General features: G+C 68.1%; 29 protein-coding genes. 10 read left to right on the top strand and 19 right to left on the bottom strand.

From position 1 onward, the window contains the following. The 4 genes from G9373_RS01235 to rimP all read right to left on the bottom strand — a co-directional run. Positions 1 to 407: translation initiation factor IF-2 N-terminal domain-containing protein (locus G9373_RS01235; RefSeq protein ID WP_346842790.1), on the bottom strand; the 407-nt coding region annotated here is incomplete at its 3' end. Positions 408 to 512: 105 nt separating this feature from the next. Further along, entirely contained in the window at positions 513 to 866 is a 354-nt protein-coding gene (locus tag G9373_RS01230; RefSeq protein WP_081276610.1) for a YlxR family protein, read from the bottom strand. A 44-nt stretch (positions 867 to 910) separates the two neighbouring features. Further along, positions 911 to 1,942, bottom strand: coding sequence for a transcription termination factor NusA (gene nusA, locus G9373_RS01225; protein WP_005240670.1), 1,032 nt, complete (start codon positions 1,940 to 1,942; stop codon positions 911 to 913). Next, positions 1,939 to 2,511: a ribosome maturation factor RimP gene (gene rimP, locus G9373_RS01220; protein ID WP_043788091.1), complete on the bottom strand. Its 573-nt coding sequence runs from the start codon at positions 2,509 to 2,511 to the stop codon at positions 1,939 to 1,941. Before rimP ends, nusA begins: the two co-directional genes overlap by 4 nt. A gap of 197 nt (positions 2,512 to 2,708) precedes the next feature. Here rimP and G9373_RS01215 point away from each other — a divergent pair, with 197 nt between their 5' ends. From G9373_RS01215 to G9373_RS01200, 4 genes are all read left to right on the top strand, one after another. After that, a complete protein-coding gene (locus G9373_RS01215; RefSeq protein ID WP_064080736.1) occupies positions 2,709 to 3,236 on the top strand; it encodes a hypothetical protein in 528 nt (175 codons plus the stop codon). Continuing rightward, positions 3,233 to 3,676, top strand: a complete 444-nt coding sequence (locus G9373_RS01210; RefSeq protein WP_005261410.1) for a ferritin-like domain-containing protein — start codon at positions 3,233 to 3,235, stop codon at positions 3,674 to 3,676. The genes G9373_RS01215 and G9373_RS01210 overlap by 4 nt, the downstream gene beginning before the upstream one ends. Before the next feature lie 101 nt (positions 3,677 to 3,777). After that, positions 3,778 to 4,263 carry a nuclear transport factor 2 family protein gene (locus G9373_RS01205; RefSeq protein WP_054248970.1) on the top strand — a complete coding sequence of 162 codons (486 nt, stop codon included), beginning with the start codon at positions 3,778 to 3,780 and terminating at the stop codon, positions 4,261 to 4,263. Further along, entirely contained in the window at positions 4,260 to 5,087 is an 828-nt protein-coding gene (locus G9373_RS01200; protein WP_081276609.1) for an SDR family NAD(P)-dependent oxidoreductase, read from the top strand. Before G9373_RS01205 ends, G9373_RS01200 begins: the two co-directional genes overlap by 4 nt. 17 nt (positions 5,088 to 5,104) lie before the next feature. On the opposite strand, the gene G9373_RS01195 is transcribed toward G9373_RS01200, so the two are convergent. From G9373_RS01195 to G9373_RS46125, 3 genes are read right to left on the bottom strand one after another with little or no spacing between them, the layout of a single operon-like run. Further along, positions 5,105 to 5,638 (bottom strand): hypothetical protein, encoded by a 534-nt coding sequence (locus tag G9373_RS01195; RefSeq protein ID WP_240960297.1) that lies wholly within the window; start codon positions 5,636 to 5,638, stop codon positions 5,105 to 5,107. Next, positions 5,578 to 6,231, bottom strand: a complete 654-nt coding sequence (locus G9373_RS46130) for a transposase (RefSeq protein ID WP_346842789.1) — start codon at positions 6,229 to 6,231, stop codon at positions 5,578 to 5,580. Before G9373_RS46130 ends, G9373_RS01195 begins: the two co-directional genes overlap by 61 nt. Further along, on the bottom strand, positions 6,192 to 6,800 hold the full coding sequence (locus tag G9373_RS46125) for a transposase (protein ID WP_240960286.1): 609 nt from the start codon (positions 6,798 to 6,800) through the stop codon (positions 6,192 to 6,194). The genes G9373_RS46130 and G9373_RS46125 overlap by 40 nt, the downstream gene beginning before the upstream one ends. A 557-nt stretch (positions 6,801 to 7,357) precedes the next feature. Here G9373_RS46125 and G9373_RS01180 point away from each other — a divergent pair. Beyond that, positions 7,358 to 7,498 (top strand): hypothetical protein, encoded by a 141-nt coding sequence (locus G9373_RS01180; protein WP_054248028.1) that lies wholly within the window; start codon positions 7,358 to 7,360, stop codon positions 7,496 to 7,498. Positions 7,499 to 7,502: 4 nt separating this feature from the next. Here the strand turns inward: G9373_RS01180 and G9373_RS01175 are convergent, their stop codons facing one another. Then, positions 7,503 to 7,766, bottom strand: a complete 264-nt coding sequence (locus tag G9373_RS01175) for a hypothetical protein (protein ID WP_240960285.1) — start codon at positions 7,764 to 7,766, stop codon at positions 7,503 to 7,505. A gap of 233 nt (positions 7,767 to 7,999) precedes the next feature. Then, the gene (locus G9373_RS01170) at positions 8,000 to 9,445 is read right to left on the bottom strand and encodes a DHA2 family efflux MFS transporter permease subunit (protein WP_005565347.1); all 1,446 of its coding nucleotides are present in this window, start codon (positions 9,443 to 9,445) and stop codon (positions 8,000 to 8,002) included. A 102-nt stretch (positions 9,446 to 9,547) separates the two neighbouring features. On the opposite strand from G9373_RS01170, the gene G9373_RS01165 reads away from it, so the two are divergent. Together G9373_RS01165 and G9373_RS01160 are read left to right on the top strand one after the other, a co-directional pair. Continuing rightward, complete coding sequence (locus G9373_RS01165; RefSeq protein ID WP_005565346.1) at positions 9,548 to 10,174, top strand: TetR/AcrR family transcriptional regulator; 627 nt, start codon at positions 9,548 to 9,550, stop codon at positions 10,172 to 10,174. Between the two features lie 30 nt (positions 10,175 to 10,204). Then, positions 10,205 to 10,852, top strand: a complete 648-nt coding sequence (locus tag G9373_RS01160; protein WP_043943784.1) for an FHA domain-containing protein — start codon at positions 10,205 to 10,207, stop codon at positions 10,850 to 10,852. On the opposite strand, the gene G9373_RS01155 is transcribed toward G9373_RS01160, so the two are convergent. The 6 genes from G9373_RS01155 to G9373_RS01130 all read right to left on the bottom strand — a co-directional run bounded on the left by G9373_RS01155 (position 10,853) and on the right by G9373_RS01130 (position 17,259). Beyond that, positions 10,853 to 11,815 (bottom strand): alpha/beta hydrolase, encoded by a 963-nt coding sequence (locus G9373_RS01155; protein WP_005261400.1) that lies wholly within the window; start codon positions 11,813 to 11,815, stop codon positions 10,853 to 10,855. A 217-nt stretch (positions 11,816 to 12,032) separates the two neighbouring features. Beyond that, positions 12,033 to 12,491, bottom strand: coding sequence for an Hsp20/alpha crystallin family protein (locus tag G9373_RS01150; RefSeq protein ID WP_005261399.1), 459 nt, complete (start codon positions 12,489 to 12,491; stop codon positions 12,033 to 12,035). Positions 12,492 to 12,757: 266 nt separating this feature from the next. Next, on the bottom strand, positions 12,758 to 13,054 hold the full coding sequence (locus G9373_RS01145) for a hypothetical protein (protein ID WP_005261398.1): 297 nt from the start codon (positions 13,052 to 13,054) through the stop codon (positions 12,758 to 12,760). A gap of 122 nt (positions 13,055 to 13,176) precedes the next feature. Continuing rightward, positions 13,177 to 13,578, bottom strand: coding sequence for a hypothetical protein (locus G9373_RS01140; protein ID WP_005565344.1), 402 nt, complete (start codon positions 13,576 to 13,578; stop codon positions 13,177 to 13,179). Positions 13,579 to 13,714: 136 nt separating this feature from the next. After that, positions 13,715 to 15,445, bottom strand: a complete 1,731-nt coding sequence (locus tag G9373_RS01135; RefSeq protein WP_167113581.1) for an acyl-CoA dehydrogenase family protein — start codon at positions 15,443 to 15,445, stop codon at positions 13,715 to 13,717. 68 nt (positions 15,446 to 15,513) lie between these two features. Next, the gene (locus G9373_RS01130; protein ID WP_133986556.1) at positions 15,514 to 17,259 is read right to left on the bottom strand and encodes a proline--tRNA ligase; all 1,746 of its coding nucleotides are present in this window, start codon (positions 17,257 to 17,259) and stop codon (positions 15,514 to 15,516) included. Positions 17,260 to 17,315: 56 nt separating this feature from the next. On the opposite strand from G9373_RS01130, the gene yaaA reads away from it, so the two are divergent. Continuing rightward, positions 17,316 to 18,059, top strand: a complete 744-nt coding sequence (gene yaaA / locus G9373_RS01125; RefSeq protein ID WP_005565339.1) for a peroxide stress protein YaaA — start codon at positions 17,316 to 17,318, stop codon at positions 18,057 to 18,059. Positions 18,060 to 18,109: 50 nt separating this feature from the next. Here yaaA and G9373_RS01120 read toward each other — a convergent pair whose 3' ends face one another. From G9373_RS01120 to G9373_RS01105, 4 genes are read right to left on the bottom strand one after another with little or no spacing between them, the layout of a single operon-like run. Further along, positions 18,110 to 18,496: a universal stress protein gene (locus tag G9373_RS01120; RefSeq protein ID WP_005259244.1), complete on the bottom strand. Its 387-nt coding sequence runs from the start codon at positions 18,494 to 18,496 to the stop codon at positions 18,110 to 18,112. Next, the gene (locus tag G9373_RS01115; protein ID WP_133986555.1) at positions 18,493 to 20,052 is read right to left on the bottom strand and encodes a tripartite tricarboxylate transporter permease; all 1,560 of its coding nucleotides are present in this window, start codon (positions 20,050 to 20,052) and stop codon (positions 18,493 to 18,495) included. The genes G9373_RS01120 and G9373_RS01115 overlap by 4 nt, the downstream gene beginning before the upstream one ends. A gap of 1 nt (position 20,053) precedes the next feature. Continuing rightward, on the bottom strand, positions 20,054 to 20,593 hold the full coding sequence (locus G9373_RS01110; RefSeq protein WP_054248025.1) for a tripartite tricarboxylate transporter TctB family protein: 540 nt from the start codon (positions 20,591 to 20,593) through the stop codon (positions 20,054 to 20,056). Continuing rightward, positions 20,590 to 21,579 carry a tripartite tricarboxylate transporter substrate binding protein gene (locus tag G9373_RS01105; RefSeq protein WP_005259246.1) on the bottom strand — a complete coding sequence of 330 codons (990 nt, stop codon included), beginning with the start codon at positions 21,577 to 21,579 and terminating at the stop codon, positions 20,590 to 20,592. The genes G9373_RS01110 and G9373_RS01105 overlap by 4 nt, the downstream gene beginning before the upstream one ends. A gap of 67 nt (positions 21,580 to 21,646) precedes the next feature. Here G9373_RS01105 and G9373_RS01100 point away from each other — a divergent pair, with 67 nt between their 5' ends. Further along, complete coding sequence (locus G9373_RS01100) at positions 21,647 to 23,263, top strand: ATP-binding protein (RefSeq protein ID WP_052023961.1); 1,617 nt, start codon at positions 21,647 to 21,649, stop codon at positions 23,261 to 23,263. A gap of 30 nt (positions 23,264 to 23,293) precedes the next feature. Beyond that, a complete protein-coding gene (locus G9373_RS01095; protein WP_005565335.1) occupies positions 23,294 to 23,968 on the top strand; it encodes a response regulator in 675 nt (224 codons plus the stop codon). Positions 23,969 to 23,970 lie beyond the last annotated feature (2 nt).

The following is a 23,970-nucleotide window of genomic DNA, read 5'->3' as shown; positions in this document are numbered from 1 at the left end:
GGCTTGGGAGCGTTGGTCGCCGGTGCAGCCGGGGTGGCTGCGCTTGCTGCGGGTGCGGCCGGAGCCGGGGCCTGCGCCTCGGGGGTGGCCGCAGGGGCTGCCGCCACGGGTGCGGCCGGAGCCGGAGCCGGGGCTGCCGGCTTCGGGCCGGGACGGGGACCGCCCGGCTTCGCTGCGGTCGCCGGGGTGCTCGGCGCGGGCGCGCCGGGCTTGGCAGCCGGACGGGCTGCGGAATCGGCGGACTTCGCCGACGGGAAGGATTCCCGCAGACGCCTGGCGACGGGCGCCTCCACCGTGGAGGACGCCGACTTCACGAACTCGCCCTGCTCCTTGAGCGTTGCGAGTAGTTCTTTACTTGTGACACCGAGTTCTTTAGCCAACTCGTGCACGCGGGCCTTGCCTGCCACTGCTCTCCTCACTGATGAGGTCGAGCAGGAGGCTCCCCTGAGAGGGGCCCGCACGACCTCGGGTTATCTCCGATGGACGATCATCGCTGGTGCTTCACGGTGTGCTCATGAGTGCTTGTGCCTGTTCTGTTCGAGAGGTACTGCTCTGGGTGGGTGCCCTGCTCGTACCCAGTGGTCGACTTCTGACACGTCAACACTTCCGGACACTCGCAACGCTCTGCCGAATGCTCGGCGTCGTTCCGCGAGACTCAGGCAAGCCTCGACGGGGTGCAGCCACGCACCTCGACCGGGAAGCCTGCGCCTCGGGTCCGGGGCGAGAACATGACCTTGCGGCCCGCTCTCACTAACCACAACCCTGAGCAGATCGACAGCCAGCGCGCGCTCCCTACATCCTATGCATGTTCGCACCGGTGAACCGGTAGGAACGCGCGCGGAATCGGGATGCTCATGCTGAACCATTGACCACTCTACCGCCGACTCGCCCCGATCTCCGCATTCCCGGCTCAACGACTGGTCGCGGCGGGTCCGCCTGCCGACTCGGGGGCGGGTGCGGCGTCGCTGCGGATGTCGATCCGCCACCCGGTCAAGCGCGCAGCAAGACGGGCATTTTGCCCTTCCTTGCCGATGGCGAGCGACAGCTGGAAGTCGGGGACGACGACACGCGCGGCGCGCGCCTCGGGATCCACGACAGTGACGGAGACCACTTTCGACGGTGACAGCGCGTTGCCGACGAACCGGGCCGGGTCCTCGTCGAAGTCGATGATGTCGATCTTCTCGCCGGCGAGTTCGCTCATCACGTTGCGCACCCGCTGGCCCATCGGCCCGATACACGCACCCTTGGCGTTCAGCCCCTGCACCCGCGACTGGACGGCGATCTTCGACCGGTGCCCGGCCTCCCGGGCGACGGCGATGATCTCGACCGAACCGTCCGCGATTTCCGGAACCTCGAGCGCGAACAGCTTGCGGACGAGGTTCGGGTGGGTGCGCGACAGCGTGATCTGCGGTCCGCGCTGTCCACGGGCCACACCGACGACGTAGCACTTGAGCCGCTCGCCGTGCTCGTAGTTCTCGCCGGGCACCTGCTCGGCGGGCGGGATCAGACCCTCGGCGCCGCTGGCCTCGCTGCCGATCCGCACCACGACCATGCCGCGCGAGTTGGCGCGGGTGTCGCGCTGGATCACGCCGCCGACGATCTCACCCTCGTGAGTGGCGTACTCACCGAAGCTCCGCTCGTGCTCGGCGTCGCGCAGCCGCTGGAGGATGACCTGGCGGGCGGTGGTCGCGGCGATCCGGCCGAAGCCTTCCGGGGTGTCGTCCCATTCCTCGCCGACCATGTTGCCGTCGGCGTCGACGTCGTGCGCCATCACCCGCACGATGCCGCTCTTGGTGTCGACGTCGATCCGTGCGTGCTGCTGATGCCCCTCGGTGTGCCGGTAGGCGGTGAGCAACGCGGTCTGAATGGTCGAGATGACGGTCTCGATCGAGATGCCCTTGTCGGCCTCGATGGCGCGCAACGCCGCAATGTCGATATTCACTTGTCCAACCCCTCTACTACTTCTTCATCTTCCGACGCGTCTGCGTCCGCGGGTGCCACACGACCCTCGGGAATCCCGCCCGCGAGTTCCAGCTCTCTCGGGTCGGGTTTCGAGAATTCCACCTGCACAACAGCTTTCTGAATGTCCGGGAGCGCGACGCGCCGAACCTCCGGGCCCGTGCGCGAGCCGATCACCACCGCGACCGAGTCGCCGTCGAGGACGCCGATCCGACCCACGACGGTTTCGTTGGCGAGGTCGATACGCGCCTTGCGGCCGCGAGCCCGGCGCCAGTGCCGCTCGTGTGTGAGCGGCCGGTCGATACCGGGAGACGTGACCTCGAGTGTGTACGGCGATTCCCCGAAATCGGACACCGAATCGAAGACCGCGGAGATCTCGTGGCTCAGGTTCGCAACCGCGTCGAGTTCGAGTCCGGCGTCGCTGTCCACCATGATCCGGACTGCGCTGTGCCGACCCGCGAGGGTGACTGCAACGCCCTCCAAGTCGTAGCCCTGGCGTTGCACCAGATCGGAGATGAGCTCCGTCACCCTCTCCTTGGATGGAACCGGCATCGGGGAAGCTCCTCGTTTCAGTTGTCGCTCGTCGTATGTCGTGGTCTCGCAGGTCATCGTGCCGCGCACGCAGCACCGCGAACCCGCCGGGACGGGTTCGAGCATCTAAGAGTAACGCCGATTCGAGGCGCCCGTGACCAGCCCCGGTGCTCGATTCCCGGGATCGCGGCCCGACCTGGCACCATGGACCGGTGCTCATGCCCACCGTCCCCCGGCCCCCGACATCCGGTCCGGCCGTGTCCCGGCGCACCGCTCTCCGGTTCGCAGCAGCCTCGGCCTTCGGCGTCGCGAGCGTCCCCCTGCTGGCGGGGTGCGCCGACGACACGGACTCCGACACCGAGGTCGATTCACTCGTCGCGCAGTCGCGTCTGGCTCGTCGCGACGCCGCCGGTGCGGCGGCCACGATCGCGCTGCTCCCGGATCGCGGCGCGGCACTCGAACTCGTCCGCGCCCAGCGCACCGCGCACGCCGACGCGTTGGATGCCGAAATCGCCAGGGCTGCAGGAACTTACCCGGACGGCACCGCACCGACCACGTCCGCTCCCCCGTCGCCGACTCCGACCGCGCCGGCGCCGCCGCCCGGTCTCGATCAATTGCGCGCCGACCTGGCCGAGTCGCAGCGCAGCGCAGCCGATTCGGCGCGCGCTCTGACCGCCCACCGCGCGGGGCTGTGCGCGTCGATCAGCGCCGCGTGCGGAACGTACCTGGCGGTGGTGCTGCCGTGACGACACCCACCGAAGCCGAGGGGAAGAGCCTCGCCGACGCGCTGACCGCCGAACATTCCGCGGTGTTCGCCTACGGTGTGGTCGCCGCCTTCTCGAATCCCACCCGGGCCACCCAGGTGGCCACCGCCGCCGCAGCCCACCGGGCGCGCCGGGACGGACTCCTGGACACGCTGACCGCGGCAGGACTGACGGCCCCGGCCGCCGAGGCGGGCTACACCCTGCCCTTCCCGGTCACCGATCCGATCACGGCCGCGCAGCTGGCGGCCCAGGTCGAGACCGACACCGCCGTCGCGTGGCGGGCGGTCGTCGAACACGGCGAGACCGAGGACACCCGCACGCTCGGCGTCACCGCGCTGACCGAGGCGGCCGTCCGGGAAGCCACCTGGCGCGTGGCTCTCGGGACCGATCCGGTGACCGACCCGTTCCCCGGCCAGCCCTGACGACGCGCAGGTTCCCGCCCACCGGGATTCTGCACCCACCCGGCGCGTTCCCGGCCTAGCGTCTCTCCCGACACGGTGAACGGCAACGGGAGGACGGCGGCGTGGACGAACGCTCCGTGGAGCAGCGTCTGGCGGACCTGGAGCGGATCGACGCGATCAAGGCGCTCAAGTACCGCTACTGGCGAGCGTGCGACGGCAAGGATCCGGACGCGTTCCGTGCCTGCTTCGTCTCGTCCGGTGCGTCGATAGACTTCGGCCCGCTCGGCCGGTTCGACGACGCCGACCGGCTCACGGACATCTTCCGCGGGATCGCGCTCCACGAAGTGGACGGCAAGCACGTGATCCTTGACATGCACCACGGCTTCCATCCGGACATCGTGCTGCACAGCGACACAGAGGCGTCGGGCGCGTGGACGCTGAAGTTCCGCCAGGTCGATCTGCTGAAGCGGACGGAGACCGTGTCCTCCGGCGAGTACGACGACACCTACCGTCTCGAGGACGGCGGCTGGCGAATGTCGCGATGCCACTTCACCACTCGATGGTCGATCACCCGTCCGCTCGCCCAGGACACGGTGGTGGTCCAGTGAGCGCCGGGGTAGCTCTGGTCACCGGTGGGAGCCGCGGCGTCGGCAAGGGCGTGGCGACGGCGCTGGGCGCCGCCGGGTGGACCGTCTACGTCACGGGGCGCGGCCCGGTGACGGAGGGCGGCCCGCTGTCGGTGTCGGCGCGAAGGGTCACCGGCGCCGGTGGGACCGGCATCGCGGTGGCCTGCGATCACCGCGACGACGAGGACGTGCACAGCCTGTTCGCCCGGATCTCGGACGAGCAGGCCGGCCGCCTCGACCTGCTGGTCAACAACGTGTGGGCGGCCCCCAAGGGATTCGGCGGGTTCAGCACCCCGTTCTGGGAGCGGCCACTGGACGACTGGGACTCGCTGATCGGTGTCGGACTGCGCGCCCATTACGTCGCGTCCGTGGAGGCTGCGCGGTTGATGGTGCCCCGCCGCTCCGGGTTGATCGCGAACATCTCGTCGTTCGGGACCCGCGGGCATCTGCACTCGGTGTTGTACGGCATGTCCAAGGCCGGGCTGGACAAGATGGCCAGCGACATGGCGGCGGAGCTGGCTCCGCATGACGTGCGTGCGGTCTCGCTGTGGCCGGGCATTGTGCGGACGGAGATGATCGTCGCCAGCGGCCTCGAGACCATCGCCGGGTTCCCCGTCGCGGACGCCGAGTCCCCCGAGTTCATCGGCGAGGTGATCTGCGCCCTGCACTCGGACCCGACCCTCCCGCAGCGCAGCGGCCACACCTTCGTCACGGCGGAGCTGGCCGTCGAATACGGCATCACCGACACACAGGGCCGGACCCCGCCGTCACACCGCGAACCGTTCGGCGGCGGCCCCCTGTTCTGAGCCGCTACCTCGCGCGGTCAGTTCACGTCGCGCCGGCGGACGAGCCAGACCGTTCCCAGCGCGAACGCGGCGACGTACCCGGCCAGGAGTAGCACCGACGTGCCGCCGTCGAGGATGTTCAGGACGCCGGGGGTGGTGTCACCGCCGAAGTCTCGGAGCGATCCGGCGAGCGAGCCCGCGGCGGTACCGGGCAGGACGTCCGTCACCACCGACACGGGGTCGAGGACGGCCGCGACCCCGCGGAGGAGGTTTTCGACCACCAGCACCCACACGAGTCCGAGACCGACCGACAACGCCGGCCCCCGTGCGAGAGCGCCGACGAGGACACCGGCGGCGGTCCACATCCCGAGGATGAGCACCCCGGAGGCGAGCGCCTTCAGCATCGCCTCCGCGGCAGGAAGACTCGCCGACTCCGATTCGGCCACGGCGACGACCGAGGCCACCCCGAGATCCACGGCCGCCACCGTGAGAACGAGTCCGATCACCACTATCAGCAGAGCGAGCAGGGTTCCGCTGAGCGCGGCCGATCGCGGAGGCCCCTGGGTGAACACGGTCTACCACGTCCCCCACCCGTAGCCGCTGCCGATGGTGAGGGCGCCGAGGATGAGCACCAGCGCGCCCCCCGAACATGGCCATGCCCTGGGTGAACACTTGCGGCACCGCCGAGGGCAGCCTCTGCGCGAGCAGCGCCTCCGGGGGTGCGGACGACGCCATGTCGGTGGTGCCGCCGGTCGCGAAAGTGATGTAGATCAACTACTCGGCCCTGAAGGGCCGGGTTTGTGCTCACGTTCTCACTGGCTGCGGGAGGGGTGGCTGCTATGGGCGCGGTTGATTGGGCGGCCCTGTACGTGCGATGTCCGAGTGCGGCGATGTTGCGGGCCGCATTGTGGTCGGCGTGACCGGTCCACTGGCAGTGTCGGCATCGGAACGTTGCTTGCGAGACCCGGTTCGCTTTGTCGCAGTACCCGCATTGTGAGCAGGTTCGCGAGGTGTTCCGGGGGTCGACGACAGCGACGGGCACCCCAGACCTCTCGGCCTTGTAGGTGATCTGCGCTCGCAGCTGAGCGTATGCCCAGGAGTGGAGTTGGGTCCGCTGCTGCCGGGCTAGCCGTACCCGGTCGCGGATACCCGACAGGTCTTCCACCGCGATCCCACGACCGGTGCGGACCACCGCACGTCGAGGGTGGCCGGATCGTCGTCGGTGGTGACGGCGAGGTTCACGATCCCCAGATCCACACCCAACCAGCCTTCGGCGGTGTCCGGCGGCGGGGCCGGTTTCGGTGACGGTTCGTCGACGGTGGCATACAGGTAGAAGTGCCCGTCGCGGTAGACGAGGTCCGTTTCACCCTTGCGGGCAGCAAGAAGTGTGCGTTGCCACGGCGCACACACGAACCGCACACCCCGCATCCGCCCAGCCGTGGTCCAGATCGACACGGTCGATACGTCCATTTGCCACGACAGGCACCTGTCGTCGAACGGTTGGGCAGCATATGGCCGGAATGCGACCGCGGTACCGGCCACCGCCGTATACCGGGTCGACCCCGGCCGACCGTAGTTTCCGTTGGTCAGGTTCGCCTGCCGGGTGGCGTACGCGTCGGCAACTTTCCGCAGAACATGCAACGCCGGCTGCGCCGACAGCCCCCGCGTCTTCACCATCGGATACAGCGCGACCTGCAACGCCCGCCGCGACCGCAGTCCCCTCGACTGAGCCACCCCGGCAACCTCATTGCACAACACCAACGTCGACTCCAGCGCCGCAAACTGATCAGCAGTGGGTACGAGCTTGACCACCACAATCCGTTTCACCTCGCACCCACCGCCTCCCCTAGCCGACTAGCCTTCACCGACCCGATGTGTGAATAGATCATGACAGAGGGGTCCGACAAGTCCCGGGGGCAACACTTACTGAATACGATGGCGAAACCATCACGTGCACCTACTGATCCACCCACAGTGCAACTCTGCGCCTTGGTCAACAGCCTCACAGGCGTGTCCACCCGCCGTCTACGGCAAGCGTTCCCCGGACGCAAATGCGAAAACCTGTGGAGCAACCACTTCTGGTCGCCCGCAAGCACATCGACGGCCTACCCGCCGCGAGCGACGCACACGGCGACGGCTTCCCGTCACGGTCTTGCTCGTCGTGCTGGCCGTCACGATGCTCTACGTGGCCCGGGGTTACAGGTACGGTCCGGTGTTCCTCTCGCTGTGTGTCCTCACGGGTATCGCGGCCTGGCTGATGCTCCCTCCCCGCCGCCGCGATCATCCGGCAGATGCGCGGGACACTCGACGCCCGCCGGCAACGTGCCGAGGCGGCGGAATGCAGCGCCCTGGACGAGCAGTGTCGATGCGCCAGCAGGGAGCGCCTCGCGATCGCCCGCAAACTTCACGATGTTCTCGCACACAGCCTCTAACTGATCACGTGCAGGCCTCGGTCTCACTCGAGCTGTGGGACAGCAGACCCGAAAGGTCCCAGGAAGAGCTGTCCACGATCAAGTTCGCGAGCCGCGACGCGATCGGCAACGTCCACGCGCTGTTGTCGTCACTGCGGGTTTCGGCGAGGACACCCCGTCGATCGCGCCCACCGCACGGATCGGGGACCTGGACGGTGTGGTCGAGCGCGCCCGTGCCGCGGGTCTCGCGGTGACGGAGCCCTTCGGCCGATCGGCCGATTCGGCTCACCGAGTCGCCGATCGGCTTCGGCGAACACACCGCCCTGGTACTCGCGGTCGAGTATGGGCGTGACCCAGCTCGTCGGGGCGGTAACGTCGGATTTCTGGCGTGGGACGCCCGCCAGGTCGCGCAGGTGCGGCGAGTACGCCGTTCCCGGCGAACTCTCCGATGCGTTCCTCCCTGCCCTGGAACTGATGCGGGCCCGGACCTCACGGTCCGGGCCCGCCCGCATTCCGGCAGGGTCACGTCGACGCCAGGACCGCCTTCGACCGTCCCGGCATGAGGGCGGCGGCGACGACCGCGACCGCCACGAATCCGGCTCCCACGTACAGGGCGGGCGCGAGGGCGTCGATGTATCCCGTCGGCGTCAGACTGCCGCCCGCACCGAGGAACACCGCAGTCAGGAGCGCGATCCCCAGCGCGACGCCGATCTCACGGAGCGTTGCGTTGGTCGAACTGGCCGTGCCGTGGTCGGCCTCGGGCATGTCGGCGAGGACGGCGGTCGCGTTGGGGGCGAACGTCAAACCCATCCCTGCGCCCGCCATCACGAACGCCGGAATCATGCTGCCGTACGTGGCGCCGGGGACGATGAGCGACGCCATCCAGAGCAGCGACAACCCCTGCAGGACCAGTCCGGTGACGAGGAGGGTCCGGACTCCCAGCCGCGGCGCGAGCAGGCCTGCGATCGGCGCCACCAGCATGGGTGCGGCCGTCCACGGCAAGGTCCGCAGGCCGGCCTCGAACGGTGAGTACCCCATGACGATCTGGAGGTACTGCGACAGGAGGAAGACGGCGCCCATCATTCCCAGCGTGAACGTCAGCCCGATCACGTTGGCCAGGGAGAACTGCCGGGACCGGAACAGCCGCAGCGGCATCACGGGGAAGGGGGTGCGCAATTCGCGCACCACGAACGCCGCGAGCAGTACCGCCGATGCGACGAGAGCACCGAGCACCGTGGCGCTGGTCCAGCCGTCGTCGTTGCCGTGCACGATGCCCCAGACTCCGAGGAACACGGCGGCTCCGGCCAGGACGACGCCGAGCGGATCCAGCGGCTGCCGCTTGCCCTTCGACTCGCCGAGCGCATAGAGCGCCAACGGGATCGCGACCGCTGCGACGGGGACGTTGATCCAGAACACGGCTTGCCAGGACACCCCGTCGACGACGGCGCCGCCGACCACGGGGCCGAGGGCAACCCCCAGTCCGGAGACGCCGCCCCAGATCCCGATGGCGAGCGCGCGTTTGGCGACCGGCACGGCACCGGCGAGGAGGGTGAGGGAGAGCGGCATGATCGCTGCCGCGCCGACGCCCTGGACGGCGCGCGCGGCGATCAGCATCTCGGAGGTGGTCGACAGGGCCGACGCGATCGACGCGAGCGCGAAGAGCACTATGCCCCAGAGAAATACACGGCGACGGCCGAGGCGGTCGCCCAGCGCGGACAGCGTCAACATCAACGTCGCGAAGGCGAGTGTGTAGGCGTTCATGAACCACTGCAACTGCCCCACCGACGCGCCGAGGTCGCGCTGGATCACCGGGAGGGCGCTGGTCATCACCAGATTGTCGAGTGTGGCCATGAACATCGGTATCGAGGCGGCGACGATCGCCAGCCATACCGGCACCCGCCGGCCGCGGCCCCACCCGGGGGGAGGCGCCGCCGATTCGTGTTCCAGGCGTTCGGAGAGTGTCGTCATGACGGGTCCTCGCATCCGGGTCGTGAGCACGGGAAGAAGAAGTTGTAAGCATCAGATGATTACCTATTTCGAAGACTAGTAATCGACTGATAACATGTCAACATGGCATCGCCCGTGAAACAGACCCGCATGAGCGCGACCGAACGTCGCGAACTCGTACTGGCCGCGGCCTCCCGCGCATTCGCCAGGGACGGCTATCACGGCACCAGCACCGACGCCGTCGCACGCGAGGCCGGGGTGTCCCAGCCCTACGTGGTGCGCATGTTCGGTTCGAAGTCACGGCTGTTCGCCGACGTCTTCGACCGCGCGATGCGTCGGATCATGGACACCTTCGAGCCGTACTTCGACGATGTCGCCGCGGACCCCGAGAACGACGAGTCGTGGCTCCCGATGGGCATCGCGTACACCGAACTGCTCGAGGACCGCGACCTCCTGCTCGTGATGATGCACGGCTTCACGTCCGGCGCGAACCCGGAGATCGGCGCGCTGGCCCGCGATTGGATGTCCCGGCTCTACACGCAGATCCGAACGCGCACCGGGTGCAGCCCCGAACAGGCCCGCACCTTCATCGCCAACGGAATGCTGCTCAACACCCTGCTCGCCATGCAGGTACCCGAGCACGCCGGGCAGGATCCGGCGCTCGAGGAGCTCGCCGTGTGCGCGTTCGGCAACGCCCTGGACGCCGCGGGCTCCGAGAACGCATCCGAGATCGGCGATTTCCGCTCTTGATCTTGCTCATCGGACACACGGCGGGGCACGATGGAAGCGTGCGGAAGGGGCGTCGCCGTGGACCGAGCCGTTGAGTCTCGACTGAGCTATTCCGACCGGGAGGGTCACCACCACACCGTGGACCTCTCCCCCGCTTCCGCGCGCGTCACGATCGGACGGTCGCCCGGTTCCGATCTGCTCCTCACCGAGGACGACGAGGTCTCGCGGCTCCATGCCGTCCTCGAATGCGTCGGCTCGCACTGGACCATCCTCGACGACGGGCTCTCCCGCAACGGCACGTTCGTCAACGGCGAACGGCTGGCGGGGCGCCGACGGCTCCGCCAGGGCGACAGCATCCGCATCGGCGGGACGAAGATCCGGTACCTGGAATTCGGCGGTTCTCTCGACGAGGCCACCCGGATGGGAACCGACATGCCCGAGGTCCGGTCCCTCACCGACACCCAGCGCGCGGTCCTCACGGCGCTGTGCCGGCCGTACAAGCACGGCGCCGCATTCGCGAATCCCGCGTCGAATCAGCAGATCGCCCAGGAACTGTTCCTCAGTGTCGACGCGATCAAGACTCACCTCCGGGCGTTGTTCGCGAAATTCGGCGTCGGCGATCTCCCGCAGAATCAGAAGCGGGTCAGCCTGGCCGAGCGGGCCATGCGCAGCGGCATCATCAACGAGCGCGATCTCTGATCAGCCGACGGCCATCAGTTCGCGGTCGAAAGCGGCGGTCTCACCGTGCGCGATGCGCTCGACGAGGCCGATGATCGCGAGGGCGACGTCGGCGGCGCGCTCGAGGATTACCGAGTGCCCGGCTCCGTCGACGCTCACGAGTTCCGAAGCGGGGAGCTTCGAGGCCATGGCGACCGAATGCTGGAACGGGGTGAGCATGTCCACCGAGCCGCACAGAATCAGCGACGGAATGTGAGCGAGTGCGGCCAGGGAGTGCCGCTCGTCGAACCCGAGCAGGGATTCGAGGAAACTCGACATGGTGACGACGGACGTCGTGTTGACCATGGCCGAGACCAGAGCGGCAAGCCTCGGATCGACGGCCCGATTGCGGGCGCTCGCCGCGCGGGCAATCGCCGTGCAGACGGTGCGTCCCACTCGCTTCGATCCGTGCACGACCCGGGGTGCCCGGCGCACCGCGGTGCGGAACAGCGACACCGCGGGGCTACGCAGGTGACGACCGAGACCGGCCTCGGCGAGATCGAACGCCGCAGTGGAGATCAGGGCCATGCCGACGATCCGCGAACCGATCGTGTGCGGGTTCTGCCGCGTGTACGACAGCGCGGTCATCCCGCCCATCGAGTGCCCGATGAGGACGACCGGACCGTGCGGTGCGACGGCGTCGAGCACGGAGCCGAGGTCGCGGCCGAGCTGATCGATCGTGTAGGTGGCGGCCGGCGCCTCCCCCGACTCTCCGTGTCCGCGGTGATCGTAGAAGACCATACGAACATCGTTGCGCCAGAAACGAACCAGCTGTTCACGCAGTGCCCACCAGGATTCGGTGCGCAGGCAGTGACCGTGAACGAACACCACGGTGGTGGCTGCGTCGGGCGAACCGAACTCGCGAACCGCCAGCGCGATCCCGTCGTCGGTCCGAACCGTGAGGCGACGGCCCTCGTGCTCGTGTGCAACCGGGGTGTTCGTCATGATGGCCTCCTCGGTTTCTTCGCTCGCGGCTGGTAAAGCGTTACGTTCTTGCTTGTCCTCTACTGTGCCGCGCACGGTCCGACCCGACCAGGACCCCCAGTGGTGGCCGGTGCACCCGGAGGTGTTGTGCTTTCCACCCCTGGGGTGGGTGGACGCGGGCACGCCGAAGCCCCCTCGGCGAGGGGGCTTCCGCACAGCAGATGTTCCCGCCGCAGCGTCAGGTCGTCTCGCTCGCGGGACCCGCCTCGATCGTGCGATGCTCACCGGTTCCGAGGCTGGAGACCTCGATCCGCCGCGGCTTCGCCCGTTCGGCGAGCGGGATTGTCACGCTCAGGACACCGTTCTCGTAGGACGCCGAAATGCGGTCGGGGTCGACGCCGTCGCCGAGCGACAGCTGGCGCCGGAACGTTCCGCTGAACCGCTCGGAGGCGATCCATTGCACGTTCTCCTCGGACGGCGCGCTGCGATGAGCCGTCAAGGTGAGCGTGCCGTTGTCGACACTGACGTCGACGGAACCGGGATCGACGCCCGGCAGGTCGGCGTGCAGGACGTAGTGGTCGTCGACCTTGTACAGATCCATCGGCATGAATCGTGGTACCCGCGCGGTTCCGGATTCCGTGCCGAGGAGACTCTTGGTCATGGATTCGAGGTCATTGAAAGGATCGAAGCGAAGCACAGCAACACACCTCCTGCATCACTCGAGGCGCCCGCCACCCCGACGGGAGCCAGATTCACTGTGCATCGCTAATTTAGCACTCGACACCCGAGAGTGCCAGTTCGGGAGGACCCTGGAATCTTCGCCTTGTGAGGTCCGGTTCCGGGGTCCTCGCCGCGACGTACCGACCGGTCCGGGCCGCTCGCGACTGGAGGGTATTCTCTACTGCCACTTCAGAATGCGGTGCACGGACCGGCGCGACCAGGCACCCTGGGGTGCGAATCCCGTCACCCCCAGGGTTGCCCCTGGCCGCCGCCGAAGTCGTAGCCGCCGACGCTCGCTCCGTCCGGACCGGCGTTGATGCCGTCGATCGCGATCACGGTGCCGACAGCCGCTCCGCCGATCGTCACGGTGCCGCCCTGAGGGTTCTGTCCGGGCGCGAGGTTGCTCACGGACGGGTCGTCGGCGGGGGCGTCGGGTGCCGCCGACGCGATGCCGGCGCCTGCGGCGAGGACGAAGAATGCGGCGGCGACGGTGGCACCCGTGCGCGTCAGAGCAGTGGTGAAGTCGAAGGACATCGACATGAAAGAACCTTTCACAGTGTGTGGTGCCGGGGAGGCGGCGTGGGCAGTACTGACGCCGAGGGGCCGGCACCCGCGGGTGGCGGCCCCTCGAACTTCAGGAAGATCGCGCAGTCACGACGCGGTCAGATGCAGAAGATGAACGAGCAGTTTTCGGTGCTGTCCCCGGCGCCCGCGCCGCCGGCGCCACCCGCACCACCGGTGGCAGGACCACCGTTTCCACCGTTGCCGCCGTTGGCGTTGCCGCCGTTGGCGTTGCCGCCGTTGCCGACGTTCGTGTTGACCGTTGCACCGTCTCCGACCGCTGCGCCACCGATGATGACGCCGCCGGAGTTGTCGACGTTGCCATTTGCGGAGCCGCCGTTGGCGCTACCGCCTGCGCCGCCGGCGCCGCCCTCCGAACTACCCGGAGCCCCGGCACCGCCGGCTCCACCAGCGGGGTCGGCCGAGGCGATTCCTGCTCCGGCAGTGAGGGCGAAGCCCGCGATGGCGAGAGCGGAAAGGGTGCGCTTGAGGGTGTGTGTCATGTGTGGATCTTTCTGTGGGGGTGGGGTTTTGCTTGCCACATAAGAATGCGCCGATCGGACCCACCCGACCAGGTACCCCAGGGGGCGCAACCGGCACCCCGAGGGATGACGCCACCCCACCCCCGTAGAGCCGTGTCTACGGCCGCATTTCGTAGGCGCCGTCGTAGTTCTCCACCTGCGCCCACACCCGCGAGAACCGCTCCGCGTCGACCACCGGGCGGCGTATCGCGCCGAGCGCCCACTTCTGCTGCGCCTCGGTGGCAGACGATTTGCCGTGCAGCGCAACGGCATAACCGGAGAAATCGCGGATCTGGAAATCGAAGATCTGGTCGATCAGATCGCGGTCGACGCCGGTGATCGCGGCCTGCTCGAGAATCAGGTGCCCGTAGACCACGAGCGAGAACAAGTGCCCGAGGTCGAGCAGGAAGTCGAGATCCTTCTGCTGGGCCGCGTCGGGCGGGGCGGTGGTGAGCAGTTCCCTCAGCGCGGTCGCCTGCTCGTGGAAGCGAGCCACGTTGGGGACGTCCGAGTGCGCCTCGTAGGTCTTCGTCCAGTCGTGGAACTGAATCTTGCCGGCACCGCGGGTCGGGCCCTGGGCCCAGAAGAACGCATCGTCGGCGGCGTCGAGCCGGGTGCCGATCTCCGGGTACTCCGCCGGGTTGAGCAGGTAGTTCGGCATGAACTTGAGGATCAGGCCGACGTTGACGTGCACGGTGCCCTCGAGCTTCGGCAGAGTGCCGATCAGCTGGGCGGCCTCGCGGAAGTAGGTGTTCTTCTCGTAGCCCTTCGCCGCGATCACGTCGTGCAGCAGCGCGATCACCTTCTCCCCTTCGGAGGTGACCTTCGCCTTCGTCATCGGGTTGAACAGCAGGTACCGGCGATCGTCGAGACTCGCGCTGCGGAAGTAGTCGACCGAGCGTGCGCTGAACAGCTTCATCGCGATCAGCCGGCTGTAGGCGTCGACGAAGTTTCCGCGCACGTGCGCGAAGTCGGTGACGGGGCTTCCGTACAGAATCCTGTTGTGCGCGTGGGTGATCGACTCGTAGAACGCGTGCTCGGAGATCCCGATGGATCCTGTGCACAGGTTGAACTTGCCGACGTTGACCGTGTTGAGCGCGGCCTCGAACGCGGCCACCCCCGTGTGGAGAATGTCCTCTTCCCGCACCGGGTAGTCCTCGAGCCGGAACGTGCTGACGTACATCTGGCCGTGCACCACATTGCCCTGCAGGTGGTAGGCCGGGTGGCGGCTGTCCGCGACGAAGAAGACGTACCCGTCGCTGCCCTCCACATCGGTGCGCCTGCCGAACACCGACACCATGCCCGCGACGTTGCCGTTGCCGATGTAGTACTTGTCGCCGCTCGCGGTGAACGCCAGATCCGGGTCGTTGTCGGCGGGGGTCAGCAGCATGTCCGTCGAGTAGACGTCCGCGCCGTGCTCTTTCTCCGACAGACCGAACGCCAGCACCCCGCCGTCGTCGAGGAGCGTCGCTGCCCGTTCCTTCGCGGCGCGGTTCCCGCTCATCCAGATGGGGCCGAGACCCAGGATGGTCACCTGCCACGCGTACCAGTACGCGAGACCGTAGAAACCGAAGATCTCACTGAGGGCGGCGTTGCGTGCGGCATCCCAGCGCTTGTCCGGATCGCCGCCCGCCAGGTCGGCGGGGGTGAGGAACTTCGCGAACAGCTTCTCCCGTTTCACGAACTCCAGGAAGTCGTCGGGCCACACGGCCTCGAGATCGTCCTCGAGCAGCCGCTTCTTGCCCCGCGACTCGAACCACTCGATCAGCGCTCGCAGCAGTCTGCGCGTCTCCGGATCGAAATGCTCGGGATCGTAGGAGGTCGGATCGAACAGCAGGGAATTCGTCACAGCAGGCCTTTCGTCCGGACGTGTCAGGCCAAGCTAACAGTCCGGACGAAAGGCGTGGGGCGGTTTGATCAGCCCCTGACGGTCTCGACGATCTCGCTCAGCGCGGACTCGGCGGCCACCTCGCGGCTCTCGCCGGTGAAGCGGTCGCGGACCTCCACCTTGCCCTCGCCCCAGCCGCGGCCGACGACCACGACGAGCGGGACACCGAGCAGTTCGGAGTCCTTGAACTTCACGCCGGGCGACGCCTTGCGATCGTCGAGGATCACCTCGAGACCGGCCTTGTCGAGTTCGGCGGCGAGTCCCTCGGCGCCTTCCCGGGCGGTCTCGTCCTTGTTGGCGATCACCACGTGCACGTCGGCGGGCGACACCTCGGCCGGCCAGCGGAGGCCCTTCTCGTCGTGGTGCTGTTCCGCGATCACGGCGACGAGGCGGGAGACGCCCACGCCGTAGGACCCCATGGTCGGGCGGACGGGCTTGCCGTTCTCGCCGAGCACGTCCACGGAGAACACGTCGGTGTACTTGCGGCCGAGCTGGAAGACGTGACCGATCTCGATGCCCCGCGCCGCGACGAGCGCACCGGCGCCGTCGGGGGACGGGTCGCCGTCGCGGACCTCGGCGGCCTCGATGGTGCCGTCCGGGGTGAAGTCGCGGCCCGCGACGAGCCCCACCACGTGCTTGCCCTTCTCGTCGGCTCCGGTGATCCAGCTGGTGCCGTCCACGATTCGGGGGTCGACGAGGTAGCGAACTCCGTTGGCCTGCAGCGCCTTCGGTCCGACGTATCCCTTGATCAGGAAGGGGTTGGCCGCGAAGTCGGCCTCGGTGAGCAGTTCGAACTCCGCGGGCTCGAGAGAGGCGCCGAGACGCTTGTCGTCCACCTCACGGTCGCCGGGAACGCCGATGCCGAGCAGTTCCCACTTGCCACCGGGCTGCCGGGTCTTGACGAGGATGTTCTTCAGCGTGTCCGCGGCGGTGACGGTCCTGCCCAGGTCGGCGCCGTTGGCCCAGTCGACGAGCGTCGCGATCGTGGGGGTGTCCGGGGTGTCGTACACCGTCGCGGCGGGCAGTCCGTCGAACGGCACCGGCTCGGGAGCCAGCGTCTTCACGGCCTCGACGTTGGCGGCGTAACCCGACTCGAGGCAGCGGACGTAGGTGTCCTCACCGATCTCGCTCTCCGCGAGGAACTCCTCCGATGCGCTGCCGCCCATCGCACCGGACGTCGCCGACACGATCACGTACTTGACGCCGAGCCGGCTGAAGATCCGCTCGTAGGCGTCGCGATGCGCCCGGTACGACTCGGTGAGTCCCTCGTCGGTGAGGTCGAAGGAGTACGAGTCCTTCATGACGAACTCGCGGCCGCGGAGAATGCCTGCCCGCGGGCGCTCCTCGTCGCGGTACTTGGTCTGCACCTGGTACAGGGTGACCGGGAAATCCTTGTACGAGTTGTACTCCCCCTTGACGGTGAGCGCGAACAGTTCCTCGTGGGTGGGGCCGAGCAGGTAGTCGCCGCCCTTGCGGTCCTTCAGCCGGAACAGTCCGTCGCCGTACTCGGTCCAGCGGTTGGACGCCTCGTACGGTTCGCGCGGCAGGAGCGCGGGCAGGGAGATCTCCTGGGCACCGATGCCGTTCATCTCTTCCCGCACCACCCGCTCGACCTCACGCAGCACGCGCAGACCCAGCGGCAACCACGAGTAGACGCCGGGCGCGATGCGACGCACATAACCGGCGCGGACCAGCAGCTTGTGGCTGGGGACCTCGGCGTCGGCGGGGTCGTCGCGCAGAGTGCGGAGGAACAGGTGGGACAGGCGGGTAATCACGGGATACCAGAATAGTCGGCTGGGACGGGGCCGGGCGCGTCGGTAGGGTTTCGTGCGTGCTGGTGCTACTTCCTCCCTCCGAAACCAAGTCCGACGGCGGCGCCGACGCGCCCCTCGACCTGGCCGAGCTGTCGATGCCGCAGCTCACCGAAACCCGCGAAGTGCTGGTCCAGGCGCTGGTCGCGCTGGCGGCGGACGGGGAGGCGTCGCAGCTCGCGCTCGGCCTCGGCCCCACCCAGGCCGACGAGATCGAGCGCAACGCCAAACTATGGGTCTCCCCCACCCGGCCCGCACTCGAGCGCTACACCGGTGTGCTGTTCGACGCGCTCGACGCGAAGTCGTTCACCAAGGCGCAGAAGTCCAAGGCGCTGTCGCGGCTGGCAATGGGGTCGGCGCTGTTCGGTGCGGTGCGGGCGGGTGACCTGATCCCCGCCTACCGATTGTCGGGCGGATCGAAGCTCCCGGGGCTGGGCACTCTCCGGGCGTTGTGGAAGCCGGAACTGAGCCGGGCGATCGCCGCGGAAGCGGACGGCCTCGTCGTCGACCTGCGGTCGGGGACGTACCAGCAACTCGGACCGATCCCCGAGGCCGTGATCGCCACCGTCCTCACCGAGAAGCCGGACGGCACCCGCACCGTCGTCAGTCATTTCAACAAACACCACAAGGGTCTGCTGGCGCGCGCGCTCACCGTCTCCCGCGCCGAACCTCAGGACGTGCGCGGGGTGGCGCGGGTGGCGTCGAAGGCGGGCCTGCGCGTCGAGGTGGCGTCGGACCGCGAGCTGATCATCCTCACCGACTGACCTGTGAGTACTTATTAACCGCCGGCGGTTAATAAGTACTCACAGGGGCTTTATTCGGGCTTGACTGCCAGGACCGGTTTGCGGCAGGACAGCAGCAGGCGCTGGGCGGTGCTGCCCATCAGGAGCTTCCCGACCGGGGTGCGGTCGCGGATGCCGATCACGAGCAGTTCCGCGCTTGGCGCCGTCATGGCCTCGAGAATCACGTCGACGGTCTCGTCTCCCACGATCTGCCGGACCTCGTGGTCGACCCCGCTCGCGGCCAGCTTGCCTTCGAGTTCCTCCAGGTGGGCGTTGTCGGCGAACGACTGGTCGGCGAGGGAGTCGCCCTTCGACGTGTTGATCACGAGCAGCGACGTACCGCGCAGCTGCGCCTCCGCGACGCCGTGTTCGAGGGCCGCCGCTCCGAACTGGTCGGGGGTGTATCCGACGACGATCATGCGTGTGCCTTCTCTCTGGTGTCGGTGGAGTCGCCACCGGCCGGTCCGTCGGGGAAATCGGGCGCCGCGACGGGGTAGTGCGCGCGGACGACCTTGGCGACGAGGGGTGCGATGAGGAGCACTGCGATCACGATATAGACGATGATCGCGACGGGCTCGGTGAACAGGCTGCCCCAGTCACCGCCACCGAGCTGCAGGCTCTGCCGCAGTTGGCGTTCGATGCGCGGTCCGAGGATGACGCCGATGATGAGCGGCAGCACCGGCAGCCCGAACCTCCGCATCATCAGACCCATCAGTCCGAACGTCAGCAGCAGCGCGAGGTCGAGCCACTGGAGGTTGACGGCGAACGCGCCCAGCGCGGCGAAGAACAGGATGCCCGCGTAGAGGTAGGGGCGCGGCGTGCGGAGCAGCTTCGCCCACAGCGGTGCGAGCGGAAGGTTGAGCACCAGGAGCAGGAAGTTGCCGATGAACAGGCTCGCGATCAGCGTCCAGATCAGCAGCGGTTCCTTCTCGAACAGTGTCGGTCCCGGCTGGATTCCGTACGACACGAATGCCGTCAGCATGACCGCGGCCGTGGCGTTGGTCGGCAGGCCCAGCGACAGCATCGGCACGAGTGTGCCCGCCGCGGACGCGTTGTTGGCGGCCTCGGGACCGGCGACACCTTCGATGGCGCCCTTGCCGAATTCGTGCTTGTGCTTCGACAGCTTCTTCTCGGTGATGTAGGAGAGGAAGGTGGGCAGTTCGGCACCGCCTGCGGGAAGTGCGCCGAACGGGAACCCGTAGGCGGTGCCCCGCAACCACGGCTTCCACGAACGCTTCCAGTCGCTCTTGCCCATCCACGGCCTGCCGACGGGAATGACCTCGGCCGGCTTGCGGCGGAGGTGAGCGGCCACCCAGAGGGCCTCACCGAGTGCGAACACGGCGACCGCGACGACGACGATGTCGATCCCGTCGGACAGCTGCGGGATGCCGAACGTGGCACGCGGCTGGCCGGTGAGGAAGTCGATGCCGACCAACCCGATCGCGAGACCGAGCAGCAGGGAGATGCATCCGCGGAGCTTCGAGGTTCCGAGGACGGCCGTGACGGCCACGAGGGCGAGCAGCATGATCGCGAGGTAGGACGGGGCTCCGAGGGTGACCGCGAAACTCGACACCATGGGCGCGAACAGCACCAGGAGCATCGTGCCGATCGACCCGGCGACGAACGACCCGATCGCGGCGGTCGCCAGGGCCTGCGCGGCCCTGCCGGCTTTCGCCATCTTGTTGCCCTCGATCGCCGTGATCACCGACGACGACTCCCCCGGCGTGTTCAGCAGGATCGACGTCGTCGACCCGCCGTACATGCCGCCGTAGTAGATGCCGGCGAACATGATGAACGCTGCGCTCGGGCTGACGTTGTAGGTGACGGGAAGCAGGAGTGCCACGGTCATGGCCGGTCCGATGCCCGGGAGGACGCCGACCGCCGTGCCGAGAAGGACGCCGATGCACGCGTAGAGCAGATTCATGGGGGTGGCTGCTTGCTCGAACCCCTGCAGCAGCCAGTTCAGATTGTCCATGTCAGAGAATTCCGTCCAGAATGCCTGCGGGCAGCGGTATTCCGAGCCCGACGTAGAACGCGTAGAAGCTGCCGAATCCGAGCACGGCCCCGATGGCGATGTTCCGCACCCAGTGCCGGCTGCCCAGAATGGTTGCGGCCCCGGCGAACAGGATGGTGCCGATGATCGCCCAGCCCAGGAAGTCGACGAGCGCGATGGTCACCACGAACAACCCGACGAGCAGGCCCACCGTCTTCCAGTCGCCCGGGGATTCCGGATCGACGTCTTCGCCGCTGTCGGCTTCCCCGGTGGAGCCCCTCATGATCGCGACGGCGAGCAGCACGGCGAAGACCAGCAGTCCCCCACCGATGACGAGCGGGAACAGTCGCGGACCCACCGGGTCGACCTTCGCGAAGCCGTCGCTGAGCGACAGTGCGTCGACGATGAGGAACACCCCGATCACGGCCATCACCGCGCAGACGATGAACTGTGCGTAGTCCCTCCGCTTCGGCGCCGGCGCCGTGTCCGCGGAAACGGCGGACGGTTCTGCGGGCGCGGTCATGTCAGCCCCAATTCGGCCAGGGTGGACGAGACCCGCTCGTCCTGGTCCCGGAGGAACTGCTCGAACTCCGGTCCCGTCGTGAAGGCGTCACTCCAACCGTTCTTCACCAGGGCCTCCTTCCATTCCGGTGTGTCGTGCAACTTTTCGAGCGCCTCGACCATGTCGGCCTTGGCACCGTCGGACAGTCCGGGCGGCGCCAGGATTCCCCGCCAGTTGGTGAAGGTGAGGTCCACCCCGGCCTCCGTAAGTGTCGGCGCGTCGATACCCTCGACCCGCTCGTTCCCCGACACCGCGAGGACCCGGACCTGGCCTGCCTCGATCTGGTCGACGTACTCGCCGAGTCCCGACGTGCCCGCGGTGATCTTCTGGCCGAGAAGGGCCGTCAGCAGGTCGCCACCGCCGTCGTAGGACACGTAGTTCACCGCGTTCGGGTCCACTCCGACCGCGCGCGCCGTCTCCATCGGGAACAGGTGGTCCGGCCCGCCGGGCGAGGACCCGCCGCCGATGGTGATCGACGCCGGGTCGGCGCGCCATGCGGCCACGAAGTCGTCGATGGTCTGCAACGGTGAATCCGCGGGCACGAGGATGCCCTCCTGCTCCTCGACCACCTTGGCCAGCGCGGTCGCCTCGGACACGCGCGCGGTGGATCCGTTGGTGTAGCCGGCACCGACGACACCCAGGCCCATCATCATCATGAGGTCGTCGTTGCCGGCCTCGTTCATCAGCCTGGCCATCGCGACCGTTCCACCTGCGCCGATCACGTTGAAGACCTCGACGCGGCCGGTGATGCCCTCGTCTTCCATGATCTTCACCGCGGTGCGCGCCGTGAGGTCGTAGCCGCCGCCCGGACTGTTCGGAACCATCATCCGCACCCTGTGCAGGCCCTCGTCCTCGCCGCGGGTGACCCCGCAGCCGGCCACGAGGAGGCCTACGAGCGCGAGCAGGAGCAGCGCGCGTACCCTGCTCCCGCTACCTGTTCTCGACATCGTTCCTCATTTCGCCATGAATGTGATCTTCCGCAATACTGAACCTCAGGGGTGATGCACGTCACCTATGCGAACGAAACGGAACTTAAGTTCATTGTGGTCACCACTTCATCCCCGCGTGCGTAGCCTCGCGGGCCAGGTCCTGCTCCTCCAGCTCGTCGTCGTCGGCGTCGTGCTGCTCGCGGTAGCCGCCGTGTCGGTGCACCAGTCGACCGTGGAGTTCCGTGACCTCCAGGGGCAGCGCATGATCGCGGTCGCCGAGAACGTGGCGTCGACGCCGGTGGTGCGCGACCAGCTGTCGGACCGCTCGGTCGAGCGCGTGCTGGCGCCCGAGGTCGATCGCGCCGTCAACCTGTCGGGCGCCACACTCGCCGAGATCGTCGCGCCGAACGGGGCGGTGACCGTGTCGTCCGATCCGACGCGGCTCGGGGTGCCCGCGGAACTCGGCGCCAGCGATGTGATGACCGGGCGGGCCTGGTCGGGCGACGTCGACGTCGACGGACGCCGCGCCATCGTCGGACACGTCCCGATCCTGTCCGCCACCGGGGACGTCCTCGCGGTCGTCTCGGTCAGCGACGACTACCCGTCGGTCTGGGATCTGCTCAGCAGCGCCGGGGCGCGCCTGCTCCTGTATCTCGGAATCGGTGCCGGTCTCGGGCTTCTCGGCTCGTGGCTGCTGTCCCGCCGGATCAAGACCCACACCCGTGGACTCGAAATCGCCGAGATCGCAAGCCTTGCCGACCATCGCGAGGCCCTGTTGCACAGCATTCGCGAGGGTGTGGTCGCGGTGAACCCCGACGGGGTGATCACCGTGCTCAACGACAGCGCCCAGGAACTTCTCGACCTCCCCGACGACGCCGTCGGCCGACACGTCGACGACGTCGCGCTCGACCCCGCCGTCCGGCAGTACCTCCTCAACGGGGAGGACGGCCGCGACGTGGTGCTGTCGACGTCGTCGCGCATGCTCGCGCTGAGCCGGCGAGCAGCCACCAGCCAGGGGCACAAGATCGGCACCGTCACCACGATGCGCGACAGCACCGAACTGGCGTCCATGCAGAGCCAGCTGTCGTCGCACAAGAGTGTCACCGACACCCTGCGCGCGCAGACGCACGAGTTCGCCAACCAGCTGCACACGATCTCGGGTCTGACGCAGCTCGGCGACTACGACGCCGTCACCGAATTCGTCGGCACCCTCACCCGCCGTCGAGCGGAGATCAGTGACGCTGTCACACAACGCATCTCGGATCCGGCCGTCGCCGCGCTGCTGATCGCGAAGACGTCGCTCGCCGCCGAGACCGGGGTGTCGCTGACATTGGAACCCGACTCGCACCTGCACGCCCTCGACCCCGAGCTCGCCACCGACGTGATCACCGTCCTCGGCAACCTCATCGACAACGCCGTCGACGTGTCCGAGGGCGGCCGGGACGCGCGGATCTCGATCCGGATCACCGACGACGACGGCATTCTCATCGAGGTCGCCGATTCCGGCCCCGGCGTTCCCGAGACGATGCGGGAGGAGATCTTCTCGCGCGGTGTCACGTCGAAGCCGGGCACACCCGGTGGCCGCGGAATCGGGCTCGCCCTGGTCCGTCTCGTCAGCTCCCAGCACGGCGGCTCCGCGGCCGTCTCGGACGCACCCGGCACCGGTGGTGCCTTGTTCACCGTCCACGTTCCGCGTAGCTAGACTCTCCGATCATGACGGGACGGCGTGGCGATGTATGAGGTCCTGGTCGTCGACGACGACTTCATGGTCGCGGAGATCCACCGCCGATTCGTCGACAAGACACCGGGGTTCACCACCGTCGGGGTGGCGCGTACCGCCGCCGAGGCCCTCGAATCGGTGCGCACCGCACACCCCGACCTCGTGCTCCTCGACGTGTACCTGCCGGACATGTCCGGCCTCGACGTCCTGCAACAACTGCGCGCGGAGGGCAACGCGGTCGGCGTCATCATGATCACCGCCGCCCGGGAGATCGACACCGTCAGCCGCGCGCTACACGGCGGCGCCTCCGATTATCTGGTCAAACCGTTCGACTACACGCAGCTGCAGGAAAAACTCGAGAACTTCCGCCGCCGCGCCCGCGCCCTCGAATCACAGTCCGGCGCAGACCAATCCCTGATCGACTCCCTGTTCGGGGGCAAGGGCAAGAATCCGGAACCGAGCCGGCTCCCCAAGGGGCTCAGCGCCGAAACCGGTCGCCTGGTGCTCGACATCCTGCGGTCGAAGGGCGAGCTGTCGTCGACCGAATGCGCCGAACTCGCCGGACTGTCCCGGGTCAGCGTGCGCCGTTACCTCGAGCACTACCTGTCCGAGGGTCTACTGGAGGTCCGGCTCGAATACGGGGGCGCGGGCAGGCCTGTCCGCCGGTACCGGCCTGCCCCACGCTGACA

The sequence above is a fragment of the Rhodococcus sp. A14 genome (assembly GCF_011603105.1).
Taxonomy (GTDB): Bacteria; Actinomycetota; Actinomycetes; order Mycobacteriales; family Mycobacteriaceae; genus Rhodococcus_F; species Rhodococcus_F opacus.
The sequence above is the reverse complement of the archived record's forward strand: the minus strand, read 5'-3'. Positions and strand labels throughout refer to the sequence as shown.